At 40.6% G+C, this 20364-nt stretch carries 16 protein-coding genes and 3 pseudogenes; 4 read left to right on the top strand and 15 right to left on the bottom strand.

The genetic code is table 11. From position 1 onward, the window contains the following. Window positions 1-35: 35 nt before the first annotated feature. On the bottom strand, window positions 36-914 hold the full coding sequence (locus P4S71_RS02935) for a LysR family transcriptional regulator (RefSeq protein ID WP_337121129.1): 879 nt from the start codon (window positions 912-914) through the stop codon (window positions 36-38). A 121-nt stretch (window positions 915-1035) separates the two neighbouring features. Between P4S71_RS02935 and P4S71_RS02930 the strand changes: the two genes are divergently transcribed. After that, entirely contained in the window at window positions 1036-2118 is a 1083-nt protein-coding gene (locus P4S71_RS02930; RefSeq protein ID WP_337150037.1) for a YeiH family protein, read from the top strand. Between the two features lie 29 nt (window positions 2119-2147). Here P4S71_RS02930 and P4S71_RS02925 read toward each other — a convergent pair whose 3' ends face one another. Then, window positions 2148-3455 carry a DASH family cryptochrome gene (locus P4S71_RS02925; protein ID WP_337150036.1) on the bottom strand — a complete coding sequence of 436 codons (1308 nt, stop codon included), beginning with the start codon at window positions 3453-3455 and terminating at the stop codon, window positions 2148-2150. Window positions 3456-3574: 119 nt separating this feature from the next. Then, window positions 3575-5302, bottom strand: a complete 1728-nt coding sequence (locus P4S71_RS02920; protein ID WP_337150035.1) for a DUF885 domain-containing protein — start codon at window positions 5300-5302, stop codon at window positions 3575-3577. Window positions 5303-5528: 226 nt separating this feature from the next. Here P4S71_RS02920 and P4S71_RS02915 point away from each other — a divergent pair, with 226 nt between their 5' ends. Both P4S71_RS02915 and P4S71_RS02910 read left to right on the top strand, forming a co-directional pair. Continuing rightward, a complete protein-coding gene (locus tag P4S71_RS02915; protein ID WP_084166005.1) occupies window positions 5529-6116 on the top strand; it encodes a DUF4202 domain-containing protein in 588 nt (195 codons plus the stop codon). 40 nt (window positions 6117-6156) lie between these two features. Then, window positions 6157-6660, top strand: coding sequence for a TFIIB-type zinc ribbon-containing protein (locus P4S71_RS02910; protein WP_337150034.1), 504 nt, complete (start codon window positions 6157-6159; stop codon window positions 6658-6660). Between the two features lie 80 nt (window positions 6661-6740). Here the strand turns inward: P4S71_RS02910 and der are convergent, their stop codons facing one another. From der to ndk, 9 genes and pseudogenes are all read right to left on the bottom strand, one after another. Then, window positions 6741-8207 carry a ribosome biogenesis GTPase Der gene (der, locus tag P4S71_RS02905; protein ID WP_033017497.1) on the bottom strand — a complete coding sequence of 489 codons (1467 nt, stop codon included), beginning with the start codon at window positions 8205-8207 and terminating at the stop codon, window positions 6741-6743. Between the two features lie 93 nt (window positions 8208-8300). Then, window positions 8301-9479: an outer membrane protein assembly factor BamB gene (gene bamB / locus P4S71_RS02900; protein ID WP_008139563.1), complete on the bottom strand. Its 1179-nt coding sequence runs from the start codon at window positions 9477-9479 to the stop codon at window positions 8301-8303. Window positions 9480-9489: 10 nt separating this feature from the next. Next, on the bottom strand, window positions 9490-10110 hold the full coding sequence (locus P4S71_RS02895; RefSeq protein ID WP_337150033.1) for a YfgM family protein: 621 nt from the start codon (window positions 10108-10110) through the stop codon (window positions 9490-9492). Between the two features lie 19 nt (window positions 10111-10129). Continuing rightward, window positions 10130-11410, bottom strand: a complete 1281-nt coding sequence (hisS, locus tag P4S71_RS02890) for a histidine--tRNA ligase (protein ID WP_008139559.1) — start codon at window positions 11408-11410, stop codon at window positions 10130-10132. Window positions 11411-11546: 136 nt separating this feature from the next. Beyond that, complete coding sequence (gene ispG / locus P4S71_RS02885; protein WP_337150032.1) at window positions 11547-12665, bottom strand: flavodoxin-dependent (E)-4-hydroxy-3-methylbut-2-enyl-diphosphate synthase; 1119 nt, start codon at window positions 12663-12665, stop codon at window positions 11547-11549. Between the two features lie 5 nt (window positions 12666-12670). Then, on the bottom strand, window positions 12671-13519 hold the full coding sequence (locus tag P4S71_RS02880; protein WP_337150031.1) for a RodZ domain-containing protein: 849 nt from the start codon (window positions 13517-13519) through the stop codon (window positions 12671-12673). Beyond that, window positions 13516-15308: pseudogene (gene pilW, locus P4S71_RS02875) on the bottom strand (type IV pilus biogenesis/stability protein PilW). The gene P4S71_RS02880 and the pseudogene pilW overlap by 4 nt, the downstream one beginning before the upstream one ends. Before the next feature lie 116 nt (window positions 15309-15424). Continuing rightward, the gene (locus tag P4S71_RS02870) at window positions 15425-16555 is read right to left on the bottom strand and encodes a bifunctional tRNA (adenosine(37)-C2)-methyltransferase TrmG/ribosomal RNA large subunit methyltransferase RlmN (protein WP_007377441.1); all 1131 of its coding nucleotides are present in this window, start codon (window positions 16553-16555) and stop codon (window positions 15425-15427) included. A gap of 168 nt (window positions 16556-16723) precedes the next feature. After that, window positions 16724-17156 (bottom strand): annotated as a pseudogene (gene ndk / locus P4S71_RS02865) (nucleoside-diphosphate kinase). Between the two features lie 216 nt (window positions 17157-17372). Here ndk and trhP point away from each other — a divergent pair. Further along, on the top strand, window positions 17373-18758 hold the full coding sequence (gene trhP, locus P4S71_RS02860; protein ID WP_337150030.1) for a prephenate-dependent tRNA uridine(34) hydroxylase TrhP: 1386 nt from the start codon (window positions 17373-17375) through the stop codon (window positions 18756-18758). 109 nt (window positions 18759-18867) lie between these two features. On the opposite strand, the gene P4S71_RS02855 is transcribed toward trhP, so the two are convergent. The 3 genes and pseudogenes from P4S71_RS02855 to P4S71_RS02845 form a co-directional block, all read right to left on the bottom strand. Then, complete coding sequence (locus P4S71_RS02855; RefSeq protein WP_337150029.1) at window positions 18868-19689, bottom strand: type II toxin-antitoxin system HipA family toxin; 822 nt, start codon at window positions 19687-19689, stop codon at window positions 18868-18870. A 73-nt stretch (window positions 19690-19762) separates the two neighbouring features. Then, window positions 19763-20104 carry a HipA N-terminal domain-containing protein gene (locus P4S71_RS02850; protein ID WP_337150028.1) on the bottom strand — a complete coding sequence of 114 codons (342 nt, stop codon included), beginning with the start codon at window positions 20102-20104 and terminating at the stop codon, window positions 19763-19765. Further along, a pseudogene (locus P4S71_RS02845) lies at window positions 20091-20353 on the bottom strand (helix-turn-helix domain-containing protein). Before P4S71_RS02845 ends, P4S71_RS02850 begins: the two are co-directional and overlap by 14 nt. Window positions 20354-20364 lie beyond the last annotated feature (11 nt).

The following is a 20364-nucleotide window of genomic DNA, read 5'->3' as shown; positions in this document are numbered from 1 at the left end:
CTTACAAATCGCGTGTACACTTATTGATATAAACATTATTCACTAAACAGGCTTTTTTCGAATGCTTGTGCGGCATGTGAAGACGGTCTGTCTTTATAATGCAGTTGGTATAGCGGCCGAGAGAGTTGCTCGTTATTTTTTTGGCTCAGGCGTGTTAATTTACCTAGCTGCACTAAATCCTCAGTAACTACGTTTGGCAATAAAGCGACCCCCATACCTTGAGCAACAGCCCTTGCTATTGCCTCGTTGCTGCCCAATTGCATACTGCGCTCTGCTATTACGCCATGTTGGGCTAATAACTTAACCGACATTTCTAAAGTGCCCGAGCCCGGCTCACGTAATAACCAAAACTGTTTGTTTAACCATGCTTTTAAGTTTTTAGCGGGCTTAAAGTTACTGGGTATAACGATACTCATTAAATCGTTTTGCCAGTGCTTACTTATAATATGCGGCTCGGTTGGTGTGCCTTCAACCAGTGCTAAATCGATAGTGCATTCTAGTAAGGCAAGCTCAATTTGCGCGGTATTGGCAACTTGTACTTCTACTTTTATATCTGGGTACTGCGCGCAAAACTTAGCTAAATAAGGCGGTAACCAATAACTGGCAATGGTGGTACTGGTGCCAATAACAAGTGTGCCGCGCTTAAGGCCTGTGCGCGATTTAATATCTTCAATGGCTGCTTTTTCAATAGCAAAAATACTACGCGCATGTTCAAAAAGTGCTTGTCCACCTTCACTTAAGGTGAGCTTTTTACCCTTAGATGCACGTTCAATAAGTAGAATGTTTAACTGATGCTCTAGCTCTTTTAGCGCCTTAGAAACAGCGGGCTGGCTTATAAAAAGCGCTTCGGCTGCGCCTGAAAAGCTACCCAATTTAGCCACTGTATAAAACACCCTAAGTGCATGTAAGTTCATTGAACACCTTAAACTGTATAACCTTAGGTTATCAAATCATGATTTTAATATATTGGAGTTATATTTTGAGCTTTTTTACAATTAAGTCAACACATCAACATGGTTTAAGTGAGGGAATATTATGCTTAGCGCTATTAAAAATAGTTTTCAGCCTTTGGGTATTAATACTAAGCAATACGGCGATACGCGCTGGTGGATTGGCATGTTACTGGTTATTGTACTTGCGGGTGTTGCTATTGCGCTGAGTAAATTACCAATAATGCAAACTGCGCAATTTAGCTCACTCACTATTGGTATTGTGGTTGGTATTATTGTGGGCAACAGTGTGTTTTCGCGTATAGCTACGCGTACCGATGTAGGTGTTGATTACGCTAAAAGTATTTTACTCAAAGCGGGTATTATTTTATTTGGTTTTAGAATTACTTTTGCGCAAGTAGCGGGCGTGGGCTGGGAAGGCTTATTAACCGATGTTGTAATGCTGTTAGGCACATTTATTTTGGCAGTGCAGCTAGGTAAGCGCGTATTTAAGCTTGATGAACAAACAACCATATTAATTGGCGCGGGTAGTTCTATTTGTGGTGCCGCTGCGGTTATGGCAACTGAGCCGGTTATAAAAGCGCAGGCGCATAAAGTATCGGTAGCGGTGGCAACGGTTGTGGTGTTTGGCACGTTAAGCATGTTTGCCTACCCAATTATGTTTGATTACATGGGGCTGAGTGAGCACGCATATGGTATTTTTGTTGGTTCAACCATTCATGAAGTAGCACAAGTGGTTGCAGCGGGCACAGCTGTAAGCGCCAATGCTGCTGATACCGCCGTTATAGAAAAAATGCTAAGGGTGATGATGCTTGCGCCATTTTTAGTGGGCTTATCGTTTTGGCAAAGTAAAAAGCATGCTAAAACAAACAATAACGTGCATGGCGGCGAGCAAAAAGCAGGTATTACGATCCCTTGGTTTGCGGTGTTATTTATTGTGGCAAGTGGTGTGCATTCACTCTCTATTATTCCTCAAGTGGCTACAAGCGCAGTTGTTTGGTTTGATAATATATTACTCACGATTGCGATGGTGGCTTTAGGCTTACGCACACATGTTGGCGCTATTCGCCAAGCGGGTATTAAACCGCTGTTACTGGCGCTGTGTTTATTTTTGTTTTTAACATTGGGTGGTTACGCTATTAATATAGGCATTGCTGAGCTGTTTTAAACGTTACTTGGTAAAAGTTGATTGGCGGCTTAAATTGGCCAATCAACTTCGTTTAAAGTATCTAGCTGTGTGCAGGTATTTTCATTGCCTTGCCATTTACTAGTGTAAACAGCGTGCGGGTCAAACTGTAACGTTTGTTTTTCAATATTGAAGTGCCTACCACCACGCGGATCTACGCCTACACCTGCTATATATTGCCAATTACCCCAATTAGCGGCTACATCGTAATCAATCAGTTGCTGTTCAAAATAAGCTGCCCCATAGCGCCAATCGAGGCCAAGCTCGTTCACTAAGCAGCTTGCTGCAATTTGCCTTGCTCTATTTGATATATAACCCGTAGCGTTAAGCTCATTCATAATGGCATTGACTAATGGGTAGGGTGTTGAGCCATTACACCACGTAGCAAAGCGGTTTGGCATAAATGTAGTAAGGGGTTTTGTTTGCTTTTGGCCTTTAAAATTAAATAGGCTTTTACCTGCCTTAAGTGCATGCCATTTAAAATATTCTCGCCATAGCAATTCAAATTTAATCCAGTAGGTAGACTCGTTTGTTATTTGGTTATGTTCGTACGCCTCAACGGCGTTATAAACTTGCCGCGCACTTACACACCCAAAAGCAAGCCAGGTACTAAATTTTGTGGTGTTATTAAAGCCATCAAGCTCGTTTCGAGTGATTTTATAAGTACTTGGCAGCAAGCCTGAAAAGTATTGCTCTAAGTGTGTTTGCGCACTTTTAAGCCCGCCATGCATTACACCATTATTTGCTATACGCTCTAAAGGTTTTTTAGCGCACAAGGTTATTGGCTGAGGGAGCAAACCGTTTGGTAATGTTGAAAGTGAAATGGGGCTAGTGGCGGCCTCTACCTTTTTACGAAACGGGGTGAAGTGTTTAGGTAATTCGTTTAAATCAAAGGGTAGGTCACTTTGCTTATAGAGCGTGTCTTGCTGCGACCCTGTAAATTTAGTATTAGGGCAATGTGCTTTGAGTAAGTTTATTTGGCGTTGCTCGTACAGGCCAAATTGCTCGCTGTATACCACTTCATCTATATTTTGCTCATTTATACGCGCTTTTAAAAGCGATACGGGTTCGCCTTCAAGCACATGCAGGGTTTGCCCGCGCTCAATAAGTGTTTGTTGTAGTTCGTACAAGCTTTGCATTAAAAACTGATGTTTGTGCACGCCATATGGCTTTTGTTGGTAGTTATTATTTTTAAACCAGTGCGGGTTTATAACAAATACAATATCAAGCGCGCATTGCTCAGTAGCAAGTTCGCTTAAAATAGGGTTGTCGTCTATTCGTAAATCGTTTTGTAGCCAATATAAAATACGTTTGCTCATAGGTTTGCTCAGGTTTTTAAACTCTAAAGCTCTACGAAGCAAAAGCGGGTAGGGATTAGTTTTGAGCTGTTTAAGAGGGTTTTAAAAAGAGGCGGCAAATAATACCGCCTCCTTTAATGTTAAATAGCTGATTTTTGCTCTGCTATCCAATCGTTTATTACGTCTTCAAGTACAGCCATAGGGAGTGAACCTTGACCTATAACGGTGTCGTGAAAGCTGCGAATATCAAACTTAGCACCGAGTTCTTTTTCGGCTTTTGCGCGCAGTTCGCGTATTTTTATTTCGCCCATTTTGTACGAAAGCGCTTGGCCTGGCCATGAAATATAACGATCTATTTGATCCTCCACCGCACTTTGTGGCAAAGCAGTGTGATCTGCCAAGTAGTCAATAGCCTTTTGGCGGCTCCAACCAAACGCATGAATACCGGTATCAACAACAAGCCTCACAGCACGCCACATTTCGTAGCCTAAACGACCAAAGTCGCTGTAGGGGCTTTGATAAAAGCCGGCTTCTTTACCTAAGCGTTCGGTGTATAGTGCCCAGCCTTCGCCAAATGCAGAGTGGCTAAGTGTGCGTCTAAACTGGGGTACATTTAACTCCATTGCAATGGCGTTTTGTAAATGGTGCCCTGGTATTGCCTCGTGAAGGCTTAGTGCTTCTAAATTATACAAAGGCTGTAGCTTAGGTGTTGAGGCCAAAAAGTAAGTGCCAGGGGAGCGGTTATCAGCAGGTGGCATATAAAACGCACCACGACTCGCTGAGCCTTTAATAGTAAAGGTGTTACGCGGTAAATTATTAAAGTAGGTTGGTAACTTGCCATACATTTTTTGCGTTATAAAAGCGGTTTTTTCTAGCAAGTCTTGCGCGTCTGTTGCGTAAAATTGCTCATCGGTTGCTAAAAATTCTAAAAAATCGCTGTATGTGCCATCAAAACCTACTTTATCAATAATGCTTTGCATCTGCGCTTTAATACGCGCCACTTCTTTTAAGCCAAGCTCATGAATTTTCTTTGGTGTGGCATTGGTTGTGGTGTAGTAATTAACTGCATATTTGTAATACTCAAGCCCGCCTTTAACGCTTGCAATACCCGGCTGGGCTCTACAGTTAGGCATGTAATCGTTTTCAAAAAAGTCGTAAAAATACTGATAAGCAGGGACTACTTTTGAGCTGATTAAGGCCTTTGCTTTATTTTGGTATGTGGCTTTTTGCTCTGCTGTAAACGTGTTTGGTATACGTGTAAAGGGCTCGTAAAGGGCACTGTTTTCAGGTTGCTTAACAATATGCGCGCTAATGCTTTGGTTGTAATTTTCAAAGGTTTTGCAGTAATGAGTAAAGCCTGTTTTTATACCTTCTTTCATTAAATCAATATTTTGCTGATTAAATCGAGGGTAGTCGGCAAGGCTGATTAAAAATGCGTTGTAATCGTCGGGTGTTAAAAATGCCATGTTAGCCGGTGCTTCGGCAAAATAAGTATGCCAGCCACTTAAAAAATTAACCGGAAAATACTTATCTTGATAAAGGTAGCTTTGCTGCTCTGTTTCTCGCTCATATTTAAATAAGCGGTAGTTCATTAGCTGCTTGTTGTTGAGCGTTTTTGGGTCAATGCTGGCTAAGCTTTTTAGTACGCTGTTGTTATAAGCTTGGCGCTTTGCAATGGCTTGCTCGCTCCAATTTGGCAATGTACCGTTTGGCTTCCAGCCATCTGGATCGGTACGAAAAAATATTTTTTCGGTTTTGGCGTTTTGCCAGTGGTTATCAATAATGGTTTTTAAATCAGTGTTACTGTCGGCTAAGCTTGGTAGCGATGCAACCGCTAAGCATATAACTAAAAGAGTTTTTTTAAACATAGTCATCCGTTATTGGCGAGTTAGTTATTATTTATCGCGCTTTTTTATTTTAATTTGTGCTCAATATAGTACCAAGTTAACTTAATCAATGCGCTTACTTTTATAACCAGTACCTCTAGGTTTTACTTTTGATTGAACAAATTTCACTGCGTAACTGATTGGCGTACTAGTTTATTGTTTTATCAGCGTTTAGAATGATTAAAACTTATTATAAAAAATGACCGTCATGTTTAATAAAGTAATTACCTTAATTGATGAAGCTAATAACCAAGACCCAAATAGTGAACAGCACAATGGACAAAGCTTTCCTAAAGAAAGTTTATACGCCTTGCGCATGAGCGAAATGTTAACTCGTTTTAAACCAGATGCCGATGAACTCATGCAAATTGCAGTGCGCGGGCAGCATATACAACGCTGGAAGTCGCCACGTAGTGACTTTGAAATGAATAAGCAGGGCTATCATCAATGGCGCAGTGCACTTTATATATTTCATGCTAGCAGTGTTGTTGCGCTCATGAAGCAAGCTGGTTACGATGAAGCTGAGCAAAACCGAGTGTACGATGCGGTCGCTAAAAAGAATATTAAACGTAATCCAGACAGCCAGCTTGTTGAAAATGTGGCTAGTTTGGTGTTTATTGAACATTATATGCTTGGATTTGCCAATGCAAAACCAGATTACAATGAGGAAAAGTGGATTGGTATAATTCGTCGTACTTGGCAAAAAATGTCAGATGAAGCGCATGAGTTTGTACTTGCAGGTAATATTACATTACCCGCACCACTTGTTGGGCTTATTCACAAAGCACTTGAGTAAAGTAGTATAAGTTAAGTATTAAAATAAAAAGGAGTTTTAAATGCATTGCCCACGTACAAATGCATCTCTCGAGCAGTTATTAATTGGCGGTATTACTGTTTACACTTCAGCGCAAGGCGGCGTATTTTTTGATAACAGCCAAATTTTTAAATTTAGCTCGCCAGAGCTAAAGCATGGTCAGGTGTTGCTAAAGCATTTGAGTGAACATAGCGAGAGTGAATACGATGTATCACTACGAATTAATTGCCCAAAGTGCAAAAAAATTGTAATGATGCGCAGGTATTTTTCGCCAGTAAAGGCCGTTGAAATAGATGAATGCCCAGGCTGTGCAGGAATATGGCTTGATAGTGGCGAGCTGGCAAAAATACACGAAAACCACTTAACACCCAAAGAGCGTAAGCTATTAGCTCATGAAATGGCAACCAATCATGGGTTTATAACTATTAAATCACCTACTTCTAGGTTTACGCCAACTAATAAAAATAAAAGTGCGCATGAAACCACCGTTGAGAACTTGGTTCGCTTAGCTTTACTTAGTTTGTGACTGTTAAAAACATATTAAAACAAAAACGGCGTACTAAAAAGTACGCCGTTTTTATTACAATAAACTAATTTTTAACGAATTTATTTATTACGATTTTCTTTAGCAAATGCACGTATTTTACGCTTTTGCGACAGTGTTACTTTATTAACACGACCAGCAAATGGGTTTTCACCTTCTCTAAATTCAATTTTGATTGGGGTGCCCATAATTTTAAGCGCTTTACGGTAGTAGTTCATCAGGTAGCGTTTATAACTATCTGGTAAATCTTTAACTTGGTTACCGTGAATAACAATACGTGGTGGGTTATAACCACCGGCATGCGCATATTTGAGCTTAACACGACGACCACGAACAAGTGGCGGCTGGTGATCGGCTTGAGCCATGTCCATAATACGACGCAACATTGCAGTACTTATACGTTTAGTTGCAGACTCATACGCTTCGTCAACAGATTCGAATAAATGACCAACACCTGTACCGTGTAGTGCAGATATAAAGTGTAGGCGTGCAAAGTCAATAAAGCCTAAACGGCGATCGAGCTCTGATTTAATACGATCTTTAACATAATCGTCTAAGCCATCCCATTTGTTCACTGCAATTACCAATGAACGACCTGAGTTAAGAGCAAAGCCTAATAAGCTTAAATCTTGATCTGAAATACCATCGCGAGCATCAACAATCAATAACACAACGTTACAATCTTCGATTGCTTGAAGCGTTTTAATTACAGAGAACTTCTCAACTACGTCGCTTACTTTTTTACGTTTGCGAACACCGGCTGTGTCAATTAACACATATTCTTTTTCATTTCGCGTCATCGGAATGTAGATAGAGTCACGTGTTGTACCTGGCATATCGTATACAATTACGCGTTCTTCACCGAGTATGCGGTTAGTAAGTGTAGACTTACCAACATTAGGGCGACCAATAATGGCAAGCTTTACAGGTTTGTCTGCAAATGCCTGGTGATCGGTGTCGCTGTCTTCATCTTCTTCGTAAAGATTAATAAGCTCTTCGTCATCGCCTGTTACATCTTCGTCTTGTGCAGCTAATTCAGCAATAAGCGGCTGAAGTGTTTGCTCAAGTAATAACGTAATACCACGACCATGAGATGCCGCAATATGATGAATCTCACCTAATGATAATTGGTAAAATTCAGCACAGTTTGAATCTGCATCAATACCATCGGTTTTGTTGGCAACAACAAAACACTTTTTATCTTGCTTGCGTAAGTGATTAGCAATTGCTTGGTCAGCTACGGTCATACCTACACGAGCATCTACTAAAAACAGAACAATGTCGGCTTCTTCAATGGCTAGCAGAGATTGATCTGCCATTTCGATTTCGATGCCTTCTTCTGAGCCATCAATACCACCCGTATCTACCACGATAAATTCATAGCCATCATAACTAGCTTGGCCATATTTTCTATCTCGTGTTAAACCAGGGAAATCGGCTACGAGCGCATCACGAGTACGTGTTAAACGGTTAAATAATGTGGACTTGCCCACATTGGGTCGCCCAACTAGAGCGATCACGGGAAGCATAAACTACCTCTTTAAAAAACAACAAAAGGCTTCGCAGTGCGAAGCCTTACAAAAAATAATTAACTATTAGCAGGTTATACTAATAGTAGTAAGTTAGTTCGGTATTTTAACCGCACTAACTTCACCATCACGGGTGTATAAAATCAGTTTATCGTCGGCAACAACAGGCTCAATAAAAAATCCTGAACTGTCAAAGTCTTCACGAGATACTAGCTCGCCAGTTTCTTTATTTAACCAATGCAGGTTACCTTCTTGGTCGCCTATAGCTAAATGGCTACCCGCAACTGTAGGGCCTGTTAAGTACCAACCACGTAGAGCGGGTTGGCTCCAACGTTCAATACCTGAATCTTTATCCAATGCGTAAATAACACCATCGCTATCTACTACATAAATACTTTGTGCGTCCATTGCAATATCGCGGTAGCTACTGTATTCACGTTTCCAGACAATATTACCTGAGCGAATATCAATAGCGGCTAAGTTACCATTATAAGCAATAGCATATGCGTATGGGCCGCTAATAAGTGGTTGAGTATCTACGTCAACTAGGCGTTCAAACTCTGATGCACCTTTAGCTACCGCTATTTCTGCGCTCCATGCTGAGTAACCACTTTCTGAAATCAAAACGTTTAACTTGCCTGTTTCAAGGCCAACTAATACACCACCGTTAGCAACGGTTGGCGAGCTTTGTCCGCGCAATGTTAGCGGCGGTACTTCTTGTTCAAAGCTCCAACGCTGCTCACCTGTATCTGGGTGTAACGCTAATAATTTACCAGACGCTAAATTAACAAAAACTAAGCCATCGCCAGCAGTTGGTTTTGATAGCGATTCACCAGGTACATTTTTACGCCAAACTTCTTCACCGGTTTCGCGATCTAGGGCAATAATAAAGCCATGTTCAGAGCCAATATAAATCTTACCATAAGCTTGTAAAATACCGCCTGATAATTTTGCTGTACCGTTGTCACTCCATGGCCAAAATGATAAATCCTGACGCACGTCAGTTTCCCATTTTGTGTCGCCATTCGTAAGCGAAAGTGCTTCAACTTGGCCTTCACGGCTAGCAACGTATACAGTATCTTTATAAATAGCAGGCGTTAGTCGAGAGAAATAATGCTCTACACCGTCACCAACTGATTCTTGCCAAACAACGTCAGTTTCAAACTGGTTTACAATTTCAGGAAGTACTAGTTCGTCTTCATCATCACTTGATGAACAACCCATCAGTGTTGCCATACATAGGGCAAGGGTTGCAGTCGTTAATTTTCTCATGCCTAAAACCTTAAGCCGCTGGGCTAGTTACTGCTAGGTCATCTAACTTAACTTGTAATAGTGGGTTACTGGTTAATCCACCTGCATCTACAGCTGCTTGATAAGCAGTGCGAGCATGATCTTTATTACCTTGCTGAGCGTAAATATCGCCTTTAAGCTCGGCAACGTTTGCGTTAAATGCTTCTGGTAATGGTGCATTTAATGTATTTAATGCATCGTCATATTTAGTTTGTGCAATTTGAATGCGGGCTAAGCGTGTAATAGCAATTGCTTTTAGTTCTGTATTTTGCACATTAGATACGATCCAACTCAGTTTTTCGCTTGCTACATCTAACTTTTGCGCATCTACAGCATCTTTAGCAGCAACAAATGCGGCTAATGTTGCATAGTTTGTGTCTTTATTTTCGCTGATAAACGTATCTGCTGAAGATAATACATCATCACCTTCAACAAGCTTAGTGAAAGAGTTTGATGCTTTCTCAGCTGTTGTGATTTGGTTTTGGTTATACGCTTTCCAGCCATACAAACCACCCAAGCCAACAATTATACCTAGTGCAAGTGAAACGCCGTTTTCACGGAAAAAACGTTTAATGGCTTCTGCTTGTTCTTCTTCTGTTGAATGTATATCCATGTTTACCTCTAATGTCAGCTTAGCCGTTAATAAGCTCAGCTAATAGCGTTTTAGCTTGTTCTAATTCTAATGTGACTTGTTCTTTACGTTCACGTAAGTACTTTATAGTCACAACGCCTTTTTCTAATTCATCTTCACCGATAATAACAGCAACAAGTGCATCGCTTTTATCAGCACGTTTTAATTGTTTTTTAAAGTTACCGCCGCCAGCATGTACCATAACACGTAAACCGGCTACGTCACGACGTAGTTCAGAGGCTATAATAGGTGCTTGAATACTTGCTTTGTCGCCCATCGCTGCTAAATATACATCAGCATTGCGACGAATGTCACCCACACACTCAATAGCCTGTAGCAATAATACTAAACGTTCTAGGCCCATTGCAAAACCAACCGCTGGGGTTGCTTTACCACCTAGTTGCTCAACTAAACCATCGTAACGACCGCCTGCACAAACAGTGCCTTGTGCGCCTAAACTGTCGGTTACCCATTCAAATACGGTACGGTTGTAGTAGTCTAAACCACGTACTAATTTTTCATTAACCGTGTATGAGACGCCTGCAGCGTCTAAACGTTCACATAAATTTTCAAAATGTTCTTTTGATTCAACATCTAGGTGCTCAGATAATCTAGGTGCGTCGGTTAATATGGCTTGTACATCTGGGTTTTTGCTATCAAGTACGCGTAATGGGTTTGAATACATACGACGTTTTGAATCTTCATCCAGCACATCTATGTGTTGTTCAAGGTAAGCTACTAATGCATCACGGTAATCGGCGCGCGCTTCGTTAGATCCTAATGAGTTAAGCTCTAAGCGTACGTGCTCAGTAATACCAAATGCTTCCCATAGTTGCGCTGTTAATAAAATAACTTCGGCATCTATATCGGCTGTGGCAATACCAAATGTTTCTAAACCAAATTGGTGAAACTGGCGGTAACGACCTTTTTGCGGACGTTCATGGCGAAACATTGGTCCCATATACCAAAGACGCTGCTCTTGGTTATATAACAATCCATTTTCGTTACCTGCGCGCACACATACAGCGGTGCCTTCAGGGCGCAGTGTTAATAAGTCACCATTGCGATCTGCAAAGGTGTACATTTCTTTTTCTACTATATCGGTTACTTCACCAATAGAGCGTTTAAATAAGTCGGTTGATTCTACAATAGGAAAACGAATTTCTTGATAACCGAACGATGCTACTGTCTCGCGTAAAATGCTTTCTACTTTCTGCCAAACTTGTGTGTCGCCTGGCAGACAATCGTTCATACCGCGAACTGCCTGAATTTGTTTTGCCACTGATAAATCCTAAATGCTGTTTATGTGTAATAAAAAATGCTTACACAACAAGAATGCTAAAAATTGACCTGACATTATAGCGTTTTAGCTATAAAGGTAAACTGCAAACAGCGTTGTCTGCCGCTAAATACGGTATTTATTCGACTATTTTTATGTCGATAGGTGTTTGGTTTTGCTTTTGGGCTATAAAGTCACGTACATAACCTTCGAGTTGTTCAACAATATTATTGTTATCGATACGTGCTTTTTGACGCTCGCCATTAATATATAAGCCAGAGCGACGGTTTGCACCAGCAAGACCTATATCACTAACGAGTGCTTCACCTGGGCCATTTACAACACAACCAATTACCGAAACCGATACAGGCTCAATAATATCCTCTAAACGCTCTTCAAGCTGGTTCATGGTGCTAACTACATCAAACTCTTGGCGTGAGCAGCTAGGGCAGGCAATAAAGTTAATACCGCGAGAGCGTATACGCAGCGATTTTAAAATATCAAAGCCGACTTTGATTTCTTGTACTGGGTCGGCTGCAAGTGATACTCGTAGTGTGTCGCCAATGCCTTCAGCAAGTAGCATACCTAAACCTACTGCGGATTTAACCGAGCCTGAGCGCATTCCGCCCGCTTCGGTAATACCTAAATGCAGTGGTTGGTCTATTTCTTTAGCAAGTAAGCGATAAGCGCCTACCGCTAAAAATACATCTGATGCTTTTACTGATATTTTAAATTGGTCAAAATCAAGACGGCGTAATATATCTACATGGCGCATTGCTGATTCTAATAAGGCTTCAGGTGTAGGCTCGCCGTATTTTTCTTGTAAGTCGCGCTCAAGTGAGCCGCCATTTACACCAATACGAATAGGAATGTTATGCTCGCTAGCTGAATCGACCACGGCTCTAATACGTTCTTCGCTGCCTATATTACCTGGGTTTATTCGTAGGCAATCCACGCCGTATTTTGCCACTTTTAAGGCTATACGGTAATCAAAGTGAATATCGGCTACTAAAGGGATAGTGACTTGTTCTTTAATACTTTTAAATGCATCTGCTGCATCCATTGTTGGCACTGACACACGCACAATGTCGGCACCGGCATCTTGTATTGCCTGAATTTGTGCCACGGTTGCATCTACGTCCATGGTATCGGTATTGGTCATTGATTGCACTGCAATCGGTGCACCATCACCAATAGGTACATTACCTACATTGATACGAGTTGATTTTCTGCGTTTAATTGGAGATTCTGAAAACATAGCGACTACTCTGCTAGTGGTAATTTAAATTTAGCTAAACGATTTTTAGGAAAAGCCGAAATGTCGATAGGCTCACCATCCAAGGTAATACTTACAACGTCATGCTTACCTAGTACAACAGAAAAAGGAGGAGTACCGCTAACCGTCATCTGGTAGCCTGCTTTTTTAACACCAAAAGCGACTTTTTCACCCTCACCGTCATAAACTTCAACCCAGCTTTCATCGTTAAAGTTCATCACGATTGTACTTATACCTGGTGTTTTATCCAGGTCAGTAGTTACTGTTTCTACGGGTTGTTCTACTGAATCATTTAATGTTTCGCTTTGCGATTGTACCGTTTTATTAGTATCTGCTTGTTGTTCTTGTTCAAAAAAAGGAGATTGTGCTGCTTGTCGCTCACTCATAATTGAGTTCTCAACATTAATATTACTTGTTTGTTCTTCAATTGGCGTGGCATTTTGCCAAAACCAAAGTGCAGACGAACCAATGACGATCGCTAAAATAATATAACTCACGAACATTAATCGGCTGTCATTGGCTTCTTTCTCCGTTCGGCGTGAAAAGCTTTGCATGTTCGCGGGTTTAGCCGGCTCAGGTGGGGCTGGCATCATAGCTAGAATAGGCGTGCAATCAACTTTTAATTCTCGGCAATAGTTTTTAATATAACCTTTTACAAACGTAATAGGACCGAGTAATTGAAATTCATCGTTTTCAAGACGCTTTATTTGTAGTTCAGATAGTTTTAACGGCTTAGCAATTGCTTCAATGCTCACATTCGCTTGCTCACGATGTGCTTTTAGTATTTGACCAACCGTTGGTTGTTCGCTCTGTGTTTGCGTATTGTCTTCATTCATAATGTGTATGAGTCTGGATCCACTAGTAAAAGTCTATGCCCTGGCGTAAGTGCTATGTCAGGACTTAATTTATTCCATCGCATTAATTGATCAATTAATACACGCCGCTGGGTAGCTATTTCGTAAAGGGTGTCGCCAGCTTTAATTTCGTAATAAACATTAGGATCGTTTAGGTAAATTTTACTTCCATTCATTACCCGATCCGACTCTTTTAAACCATTCCATTGTAGAAGTTTTTGTAGTTTAACATTGTATCGCACCGAAATGCTAAATAGGTTTTCACCGAATTGAATTACATGAAATGGGATGCTTAAAGTTGGTACTTTAGGGTTAAGCATTGGTGGTTCAATGTGTTCACTTGCCTCATAACTCTTAAACTGTATGTCATTATTATTTTGGCGGCTACTTTCAGCAAACACGTTAGTATCTTTCGTTGCAGTGTAAAAAACAACATCAGAATCATTCTGTTCTATAGGAGCCTTTATTACAGGGGAGTTTGCTGCGAATTAAAATTTGCATCTTTAGGGGCGCCAAAAGAAATTATTTTAATGCTGTCATTTGGTTTAGTTAATGTTTTTTCGGCTTGTTTTTGTGATTTAGGTACTTGTGGAGCGGCGACCGTTTTTTGCATCGTATTAGTTGAATTATGACCAGTTGTTAAAGCAAGCATGATAGCCGATGTATCGGTTTTAGTACTTGAACTAGTTACTGTTGGTGTCGTTTCTTTTTCTGAAATAGATGATGGGGGCGCGCTTGTATAAGTATTTCCTTTATTAATTGGATTAACAGTACTTGCAATAACTGAACTTGCATTATCCATTTGAGTTTGGGGTGCTAAACTTATGCGTTTGTTATCGTTGGTAACTAAGCTTGTTGAATTATCTCTAGCAATGTGTTTTTTCCGGGTGATTTTTATTTTTGGTTTAACACTAATTTGTCCACCATTACTTGTTTCTTGTAATTCATCAAGTTTAGCTTTTCGGTATTTTTCTCTTAAAATTTCAAATTCGCTTAACCGTACTTTTTGCTCTCGAATTACGTATGCTTCATTACTCGTTGGGTAGGTCTGTGAAATAGTGGTCGCAATTTTTTCTGCATCTTCTATTTTACCCATTCGATTTTTTATTAAATAGTTAAGCATTAAAGCCCGAGATGAAACTTTGCCTGTATCGTCATAACGCTTTAAAAGCTCACTTGCTTTGTGTAAATCACTTTTAGCATAAAACAGTGCAGCTAAACTGATTAAAGTAGACGTTCTTTGCGAGCTGTGGTTCATAGCTTGTTTAAAATAACTTTCAGCATTATCAAAATCGTTAAACTCAATGGCACATAAAGCTAAATTTTCGTAGCTTTCTGCAACACGAATGTAGCTAGGGATTTCTATTGCTTTTAAAAATTGATCAGTGGCTCGGTCGTATTCATTTATGCCACATAAAAATACACCGTAGTTATTTAAGGTATTTGGATCGTCTGGTTTTATGGCGAGTGCTTTTTGGTAGGCTTTATCGGCCAGTGTATTTTCACCAACTTGTTGATAGTAATAAGCTAGAGAGTAATGAACCTCTGGTAAATTTGGTGCAAATTCGGCTGCACGCTCTAGATTATATTTAGCCTGAGAATTATTGCCTGTATTTAGGTATTGTAATGCTAGAGCAATACGCGTTCGCGCTGCGCCTATATTATTAATTTTATTTTCGACGACGGGTTTGTCACTGCCGTTATAACTATTTTCGGTTACACACCCGCTTAGAGCGAGTGCCGATATAGTTAAAGCAAGTAAAGATCGCATTACCTTATCTCTGTATTTTAATCCATATCTTCTATCTTACCTAAAAGCCTTTATGTTGCATCATATATTTAAAAATAAACGAATTAATATAAAGGCTTTAAGTATTTTACTAAAAGTTATGCTTGATGAATGTTTACACTAATCGCATTATCATCACGCATTTTCTTTTTAGCTAAGCGCTTAGTACGATCCACTACATCACCCACTAGTTGTCCACAAGCTGCATCAATATCGTCCCCTCGAGTACGACGAACAATACAGGTAACGCCAGCTGCTTGTAATACCTTTGAAAAGCGATCAATACGGCTGTTACTTGAGCGAGTGTACTCATTACCTGGGAACGGGTTAAACGGAATAAGGTTTACTTTAGATGGTGTGCCTTTTAACGTTTGCACGAGTGCATGCGCCTGATCGGTGCTGTCGTTAATACCGTTAAGCATAACGTATTCAACGGTTACGTCTTTATTAGCTTTAGAGCCGTCGATATAACGACGACACGCGGCTAAAAATTCTTCAATTGGGTACTTTTTATTAACGGGCACTAAAATGTCACGCAGTGCGTTATCTGGTGCATGCAATGAAATAGCCAGTGCTACGTCAATTTTCTCTTTTAGTAAATCAAGTGCAGGTACAACGCCTGACGTACTTAATGTTACGCGGCGCTTAGATAAACCAAAGCCCCAATCGTCCATCATTAGTTCCATTGCTGGCACTACGTTTTTAAGATTAAGTAAAGGCTCGCCCATACCCATCATCACAACGTTAGTTACAGGGCGCTTTTCGCTATGACCATCAAGGCCAATATCTTTAGCTACACGCCAAACTTGGCCAATGATTTCAGATACTTTTAAGTTACGGTTAAAGCCTTGTTGCGCAGTAGAACAAAAAGTACATTCAAGCGCACAACCCACCTGTGATGATACACATAAAGTAGCGCGTTCTTTTTCAGGGATCCAAACAGCTTCTACTTCTTGGCCGCCTTCAAGAATAAGTGCGTACTTAATAGTACCGTCGCTTGCTTGTTGGCGAACTGTTATTTCTGGCGCTACAATTTCGCACTCAGCTTTAAGCTTTTCTTTAAGCTTTTTATTTACGTTGGTCATTTCGTCGAAGTTATCTACGCCAAAATGATAAATCCATTTCATCACCTGGTCACTACGAAACGGTTTTTCACCGAACGATGCAAATAGCTCGCGCATTGCATCTCGGTTTAAATCTAATAAGTTAATCTTTTTTTGCTCGGTCATGAAACAACCTCAATCGGTGACGGTGGAGATAAAATTTACGAGGACGAATTGTACACAATTCACTCACTTTAATCATTAAGTAAAACATTATTAGTTTACTGATTAATACTTTACGTAATGACTAAAAAAGGGCCCGAAAGCCCTTTTCAATATGTTAACGAATTCGAATTAACGAGTACGTGAACAAAGCTCTTCGTCAGCGAAGAAGTACGCGATTTCGCGAGCAGCAGATTCAACAGCATCAGAACCGTGAACAGCATTTTCGTCGATGCTATCAGCGTAGTCTGCACGTAAAGTACCAGCTAGTGCTTCAGCAGGGTTAGTAGCACCCATGATTTCACGGTTTTTAAGAACAGCGTTTTCGCCTTCAAGAACGGTAACCATTACTGGACCAGATGTCATGAAAGATACTAAAGCACCGAAGAAAGGACGTTCGCTATGTTCTGCGTAGAAACCTTCAGCTTTCTCTTGTGAAAGGTGAACCATTTTAGCTGCAACGATTTTAAGGCCAGCAGATTCGAGAACGGTTGTAGATAGCGCCAATGTGGTTTTTAGCAACTGCATCAGGTTTTACGATTGAGAAAGTACGCTCTAAAGCCATCTTTATGCTCCAATAATTTTAAGTAAAAGTGTGAATATTAACGGTCGCGAATTATACGCGTTTTAAGTGAAAAATCCTAATTTTATTAAAAACCAGTTTGATTGCAGTTTTGTGATCTTGATCAAAAGCACAATGCTTGGCGGATTTATAATGCCGCGCTCGTAAATTAATTAATCATGCAACCGACTTATACTCGGTTCGATGTATGGAGCGCACATGTCACCCATTATTTCTTCAACGCCTTTTACTCCTGAACTATTATGCCCTGCAGGCACTTTAAAAAACATGCGCTACGCGTTTGCTTATGGCGCAGATGCGGTTTATGCGGGGCAACCCCGCTATAGTTTGCGTGTGCGCAATAATGAGTTTGACCTAGACACGCTGCAAATTGGTATTAGTGAAGCACATTCGCAAAATAAAAAATTTTATGTGGTGTCTAATATTGCGCCGCATAACGCGAAAGTTAAATCGTATCTACGTGATATAGAGCCAGTTATAGCAATGAAACCCGATGCGCTGATTATGTCAGATCCTGGTTTGATCATGCTGGTTCGTGAAAAATGGCCGGCGATGCCTATTCACTTATCGGTGCAAGCAAACGCCGTTAACTTTGCAAGTGTGCAGTTTTGGGCGAAGCAGGGCATTGAGCGGGTTATTTTATCTCGCGAGCTCTCGCTTGAAGAAATAAAAGAAATACGCACACTTTGCCCAAATACTGAGCTTGAAGTATTTGTACATGGCGCACTGTGTATGGCGTATTCAGGGCGTTGTTTGCTCTCTGGTTATATAAACAAACGCGATCCAAACCAAGGTACATGTACTAATGCATGCAGATGGGATTATGATGTTAAGCCAGGTGTTGAAAATGAAACCGGTGAAATGGTGCATAAAATTGACCCAAAACAGGTGATTCCTACATTGGGAGAAGGGACGCCGAGTAACGATGTATTCATGTTAGAAGAGCAAGGCCGCCCTGGCGAATACATGCCTGCGTTTGAGGATGAACACGGCACGTATATTATGAACTCAAAAGATTTACGCGCTGTGCAATACGTAGAGCAGCTCACAAAAATGGGTGTACATAGTTTAAAAATAGAAGGGCGTACTAAGTCATTTTATTATGTGGCGCGCACAGCACAAGTTTATCGCAAAGCAATAGACGATGCGGCTTCGGGTAAACCATTTGATACTAACTTATTTAAAACACTCGAAAACCTTGCGCACCGTGGTTACACCGAAGGCTTTTTAAAACGTCACGCCCATCAAGATTACCAAAATTACGAGTATGGTCACTCTGTATCAACTAAGCAGCAATTTGTGGGTGAAGTACTTGGGCGCTGCGAAAATGGCTTAGTTGAAATAGACGTTAAAAATAAATTTTGCACAGGCCACTCTTTAGAGCTAATGACGCCAAAGGGAAATATTAGTTTTGTGCTTGAATACATGGAAAACAAAAAAGGCGAAAGTATTAGCGATGCTAAAGGCTCTGGTCACACTGTAAAAATACCGCTAGATGAGGGCGTTAACTTAGCGCACGCTATTTTAATGCGTAACCTAGATGAAAACCAAGATACCCGCAATCCGTTTAAACAAGCAGTTTAAGGGGTATAAGTAACACCAAAAATCGGTATTTTGGTGTTACTTCATAATCTATTTTAACTACCCGTTAAATGCTTATTCATGGCGTACGTATTATTAAGCTGTTGCTCTATTAAGCTAATCGTTTTTTATTTACGTCGAGTGTTTTAGCGGTGTCTTTAAAGTTTAAAATAATCTCCGCTATTTCAGATATTATAACTTGTACTTGTTTCCAGTTTGCATAACCTGCTGCAGAGGCCAGCTTTTGAATCGCTTTTAGTGGCGGGTTTTTTCCAAATCCAGCAAACGAAGTAGCATGCTCGTTAAAAGGGTGAGGACTAAAAGTGACATCATAAAAAGGCGCTAAATCCCACTCACCAGAATCTTCTTGTAAAAAAGCCCATTTTTTACTGTGGTCGTCTTGGTTACAGCTAAATAAATTAAACATAGCCCGACGAAATTGTAATTGCCCCGCAGCAGGTGATTTGCATAAAACACGGCTCGCTTTAATTAAATCCTCATAATCTAATGTAAGTGTACGAAAATCAGCATCTAGCAAGCCACATGCACTATGCATATGTTTGCAGCCCATTTTATCACCCGTTAATTTAAACCTATCGAATCGCTTTAAGGCAAGCCATTGCTTTGCACCGGTCCCTTCTGGGGCGGGTACCAGTAATCGTTGAGGTGGGTTTAATCCCGCTTGTTCAGCTAAATCCAAATACACAGCTTCACATAACCCTTTCTCATGTCCTAAAGCGAGGTTTTTGGATGTGAATTTGATTAACCAAGCATCATCGCCTGTTTTAGGTTTTGTCCTACATTCTTGTATATTATTGTCAGGAAAATAAATTTGAGCTTTAGGGTGTGCACCGCCGGAGCTGCCAGCAGCCACTAACGCAGAAAGTACTTTTTCTGTCTGCCCGTCAAATATTGTTTGGGCTTGTTGACCCAATGTAGCAAGACCAGCGTCATCGTCATTTGTGCCATCATAATGAGTTTCAGGTGTAAACGATAATGCCCCATAGCTAAATGGCCAACAAAAGATAGCGGTCCATTTGGGTCACAAAGTTAGGCATTATATTATTTTGTCTGAATACACGGTCCTGTAGTAGTAACCCCCACTCATCAGGTAAACAATCAGAAAAGACCCCATGCAATCCATTATGTGGGCTTTTGGGTGCTAACTGAACATCTCTATTGAAGGCGAGTGAGAATGGCGAAAGATTACCATATGTGTCTAAATAACTTTGGTCGAACTGAAAGTAAACACCTTGCCTATTTTGAGCAAGTACACCCACCATTAACTCTGTTGAGTCTGACAGTGTACGTTTTACTTCTAGCTTTTCTATGGGTTTAATAAAGGCCATTGTTTAATTCCTGATCAATAGGCGTTGGCGCATTCTTGCCTTGAGTTGGCGCTTTTGTTAAGTCATATAAACGAGTTAAATCGTCGAGTGTTTGCCACAAAAGCAATAGCTGCCTAAACGAAATAAGTCCTGTAACCTCAAACTTTTTTATTGTAGAAGCCGGTACTGTGCTTTTTTAGCTAACGCCTCGCGTGACATTTTTGCTTTTTTGCGACGTTCTTTTAGGTGCTCAGCAAAAGCCAGCTGCACATCACCTTCGC

This window comes from Pseudoalteromonas sp. B62 (assembly GCF_037162565.1).
GTDB classification, from domain to species: Bacteria; Pseudomonadota; Gammaproteobacteria; order Enterobacterales; family Alteromonadaceae; genus Pseudoalteromonas; species Pseudoalteromonas fuliginea.
The sequence above is the reverse complement of the archived record's forward strand: the minus strand, read 5'-3'. Positions and strand labels throughout refer to the sequence as shown.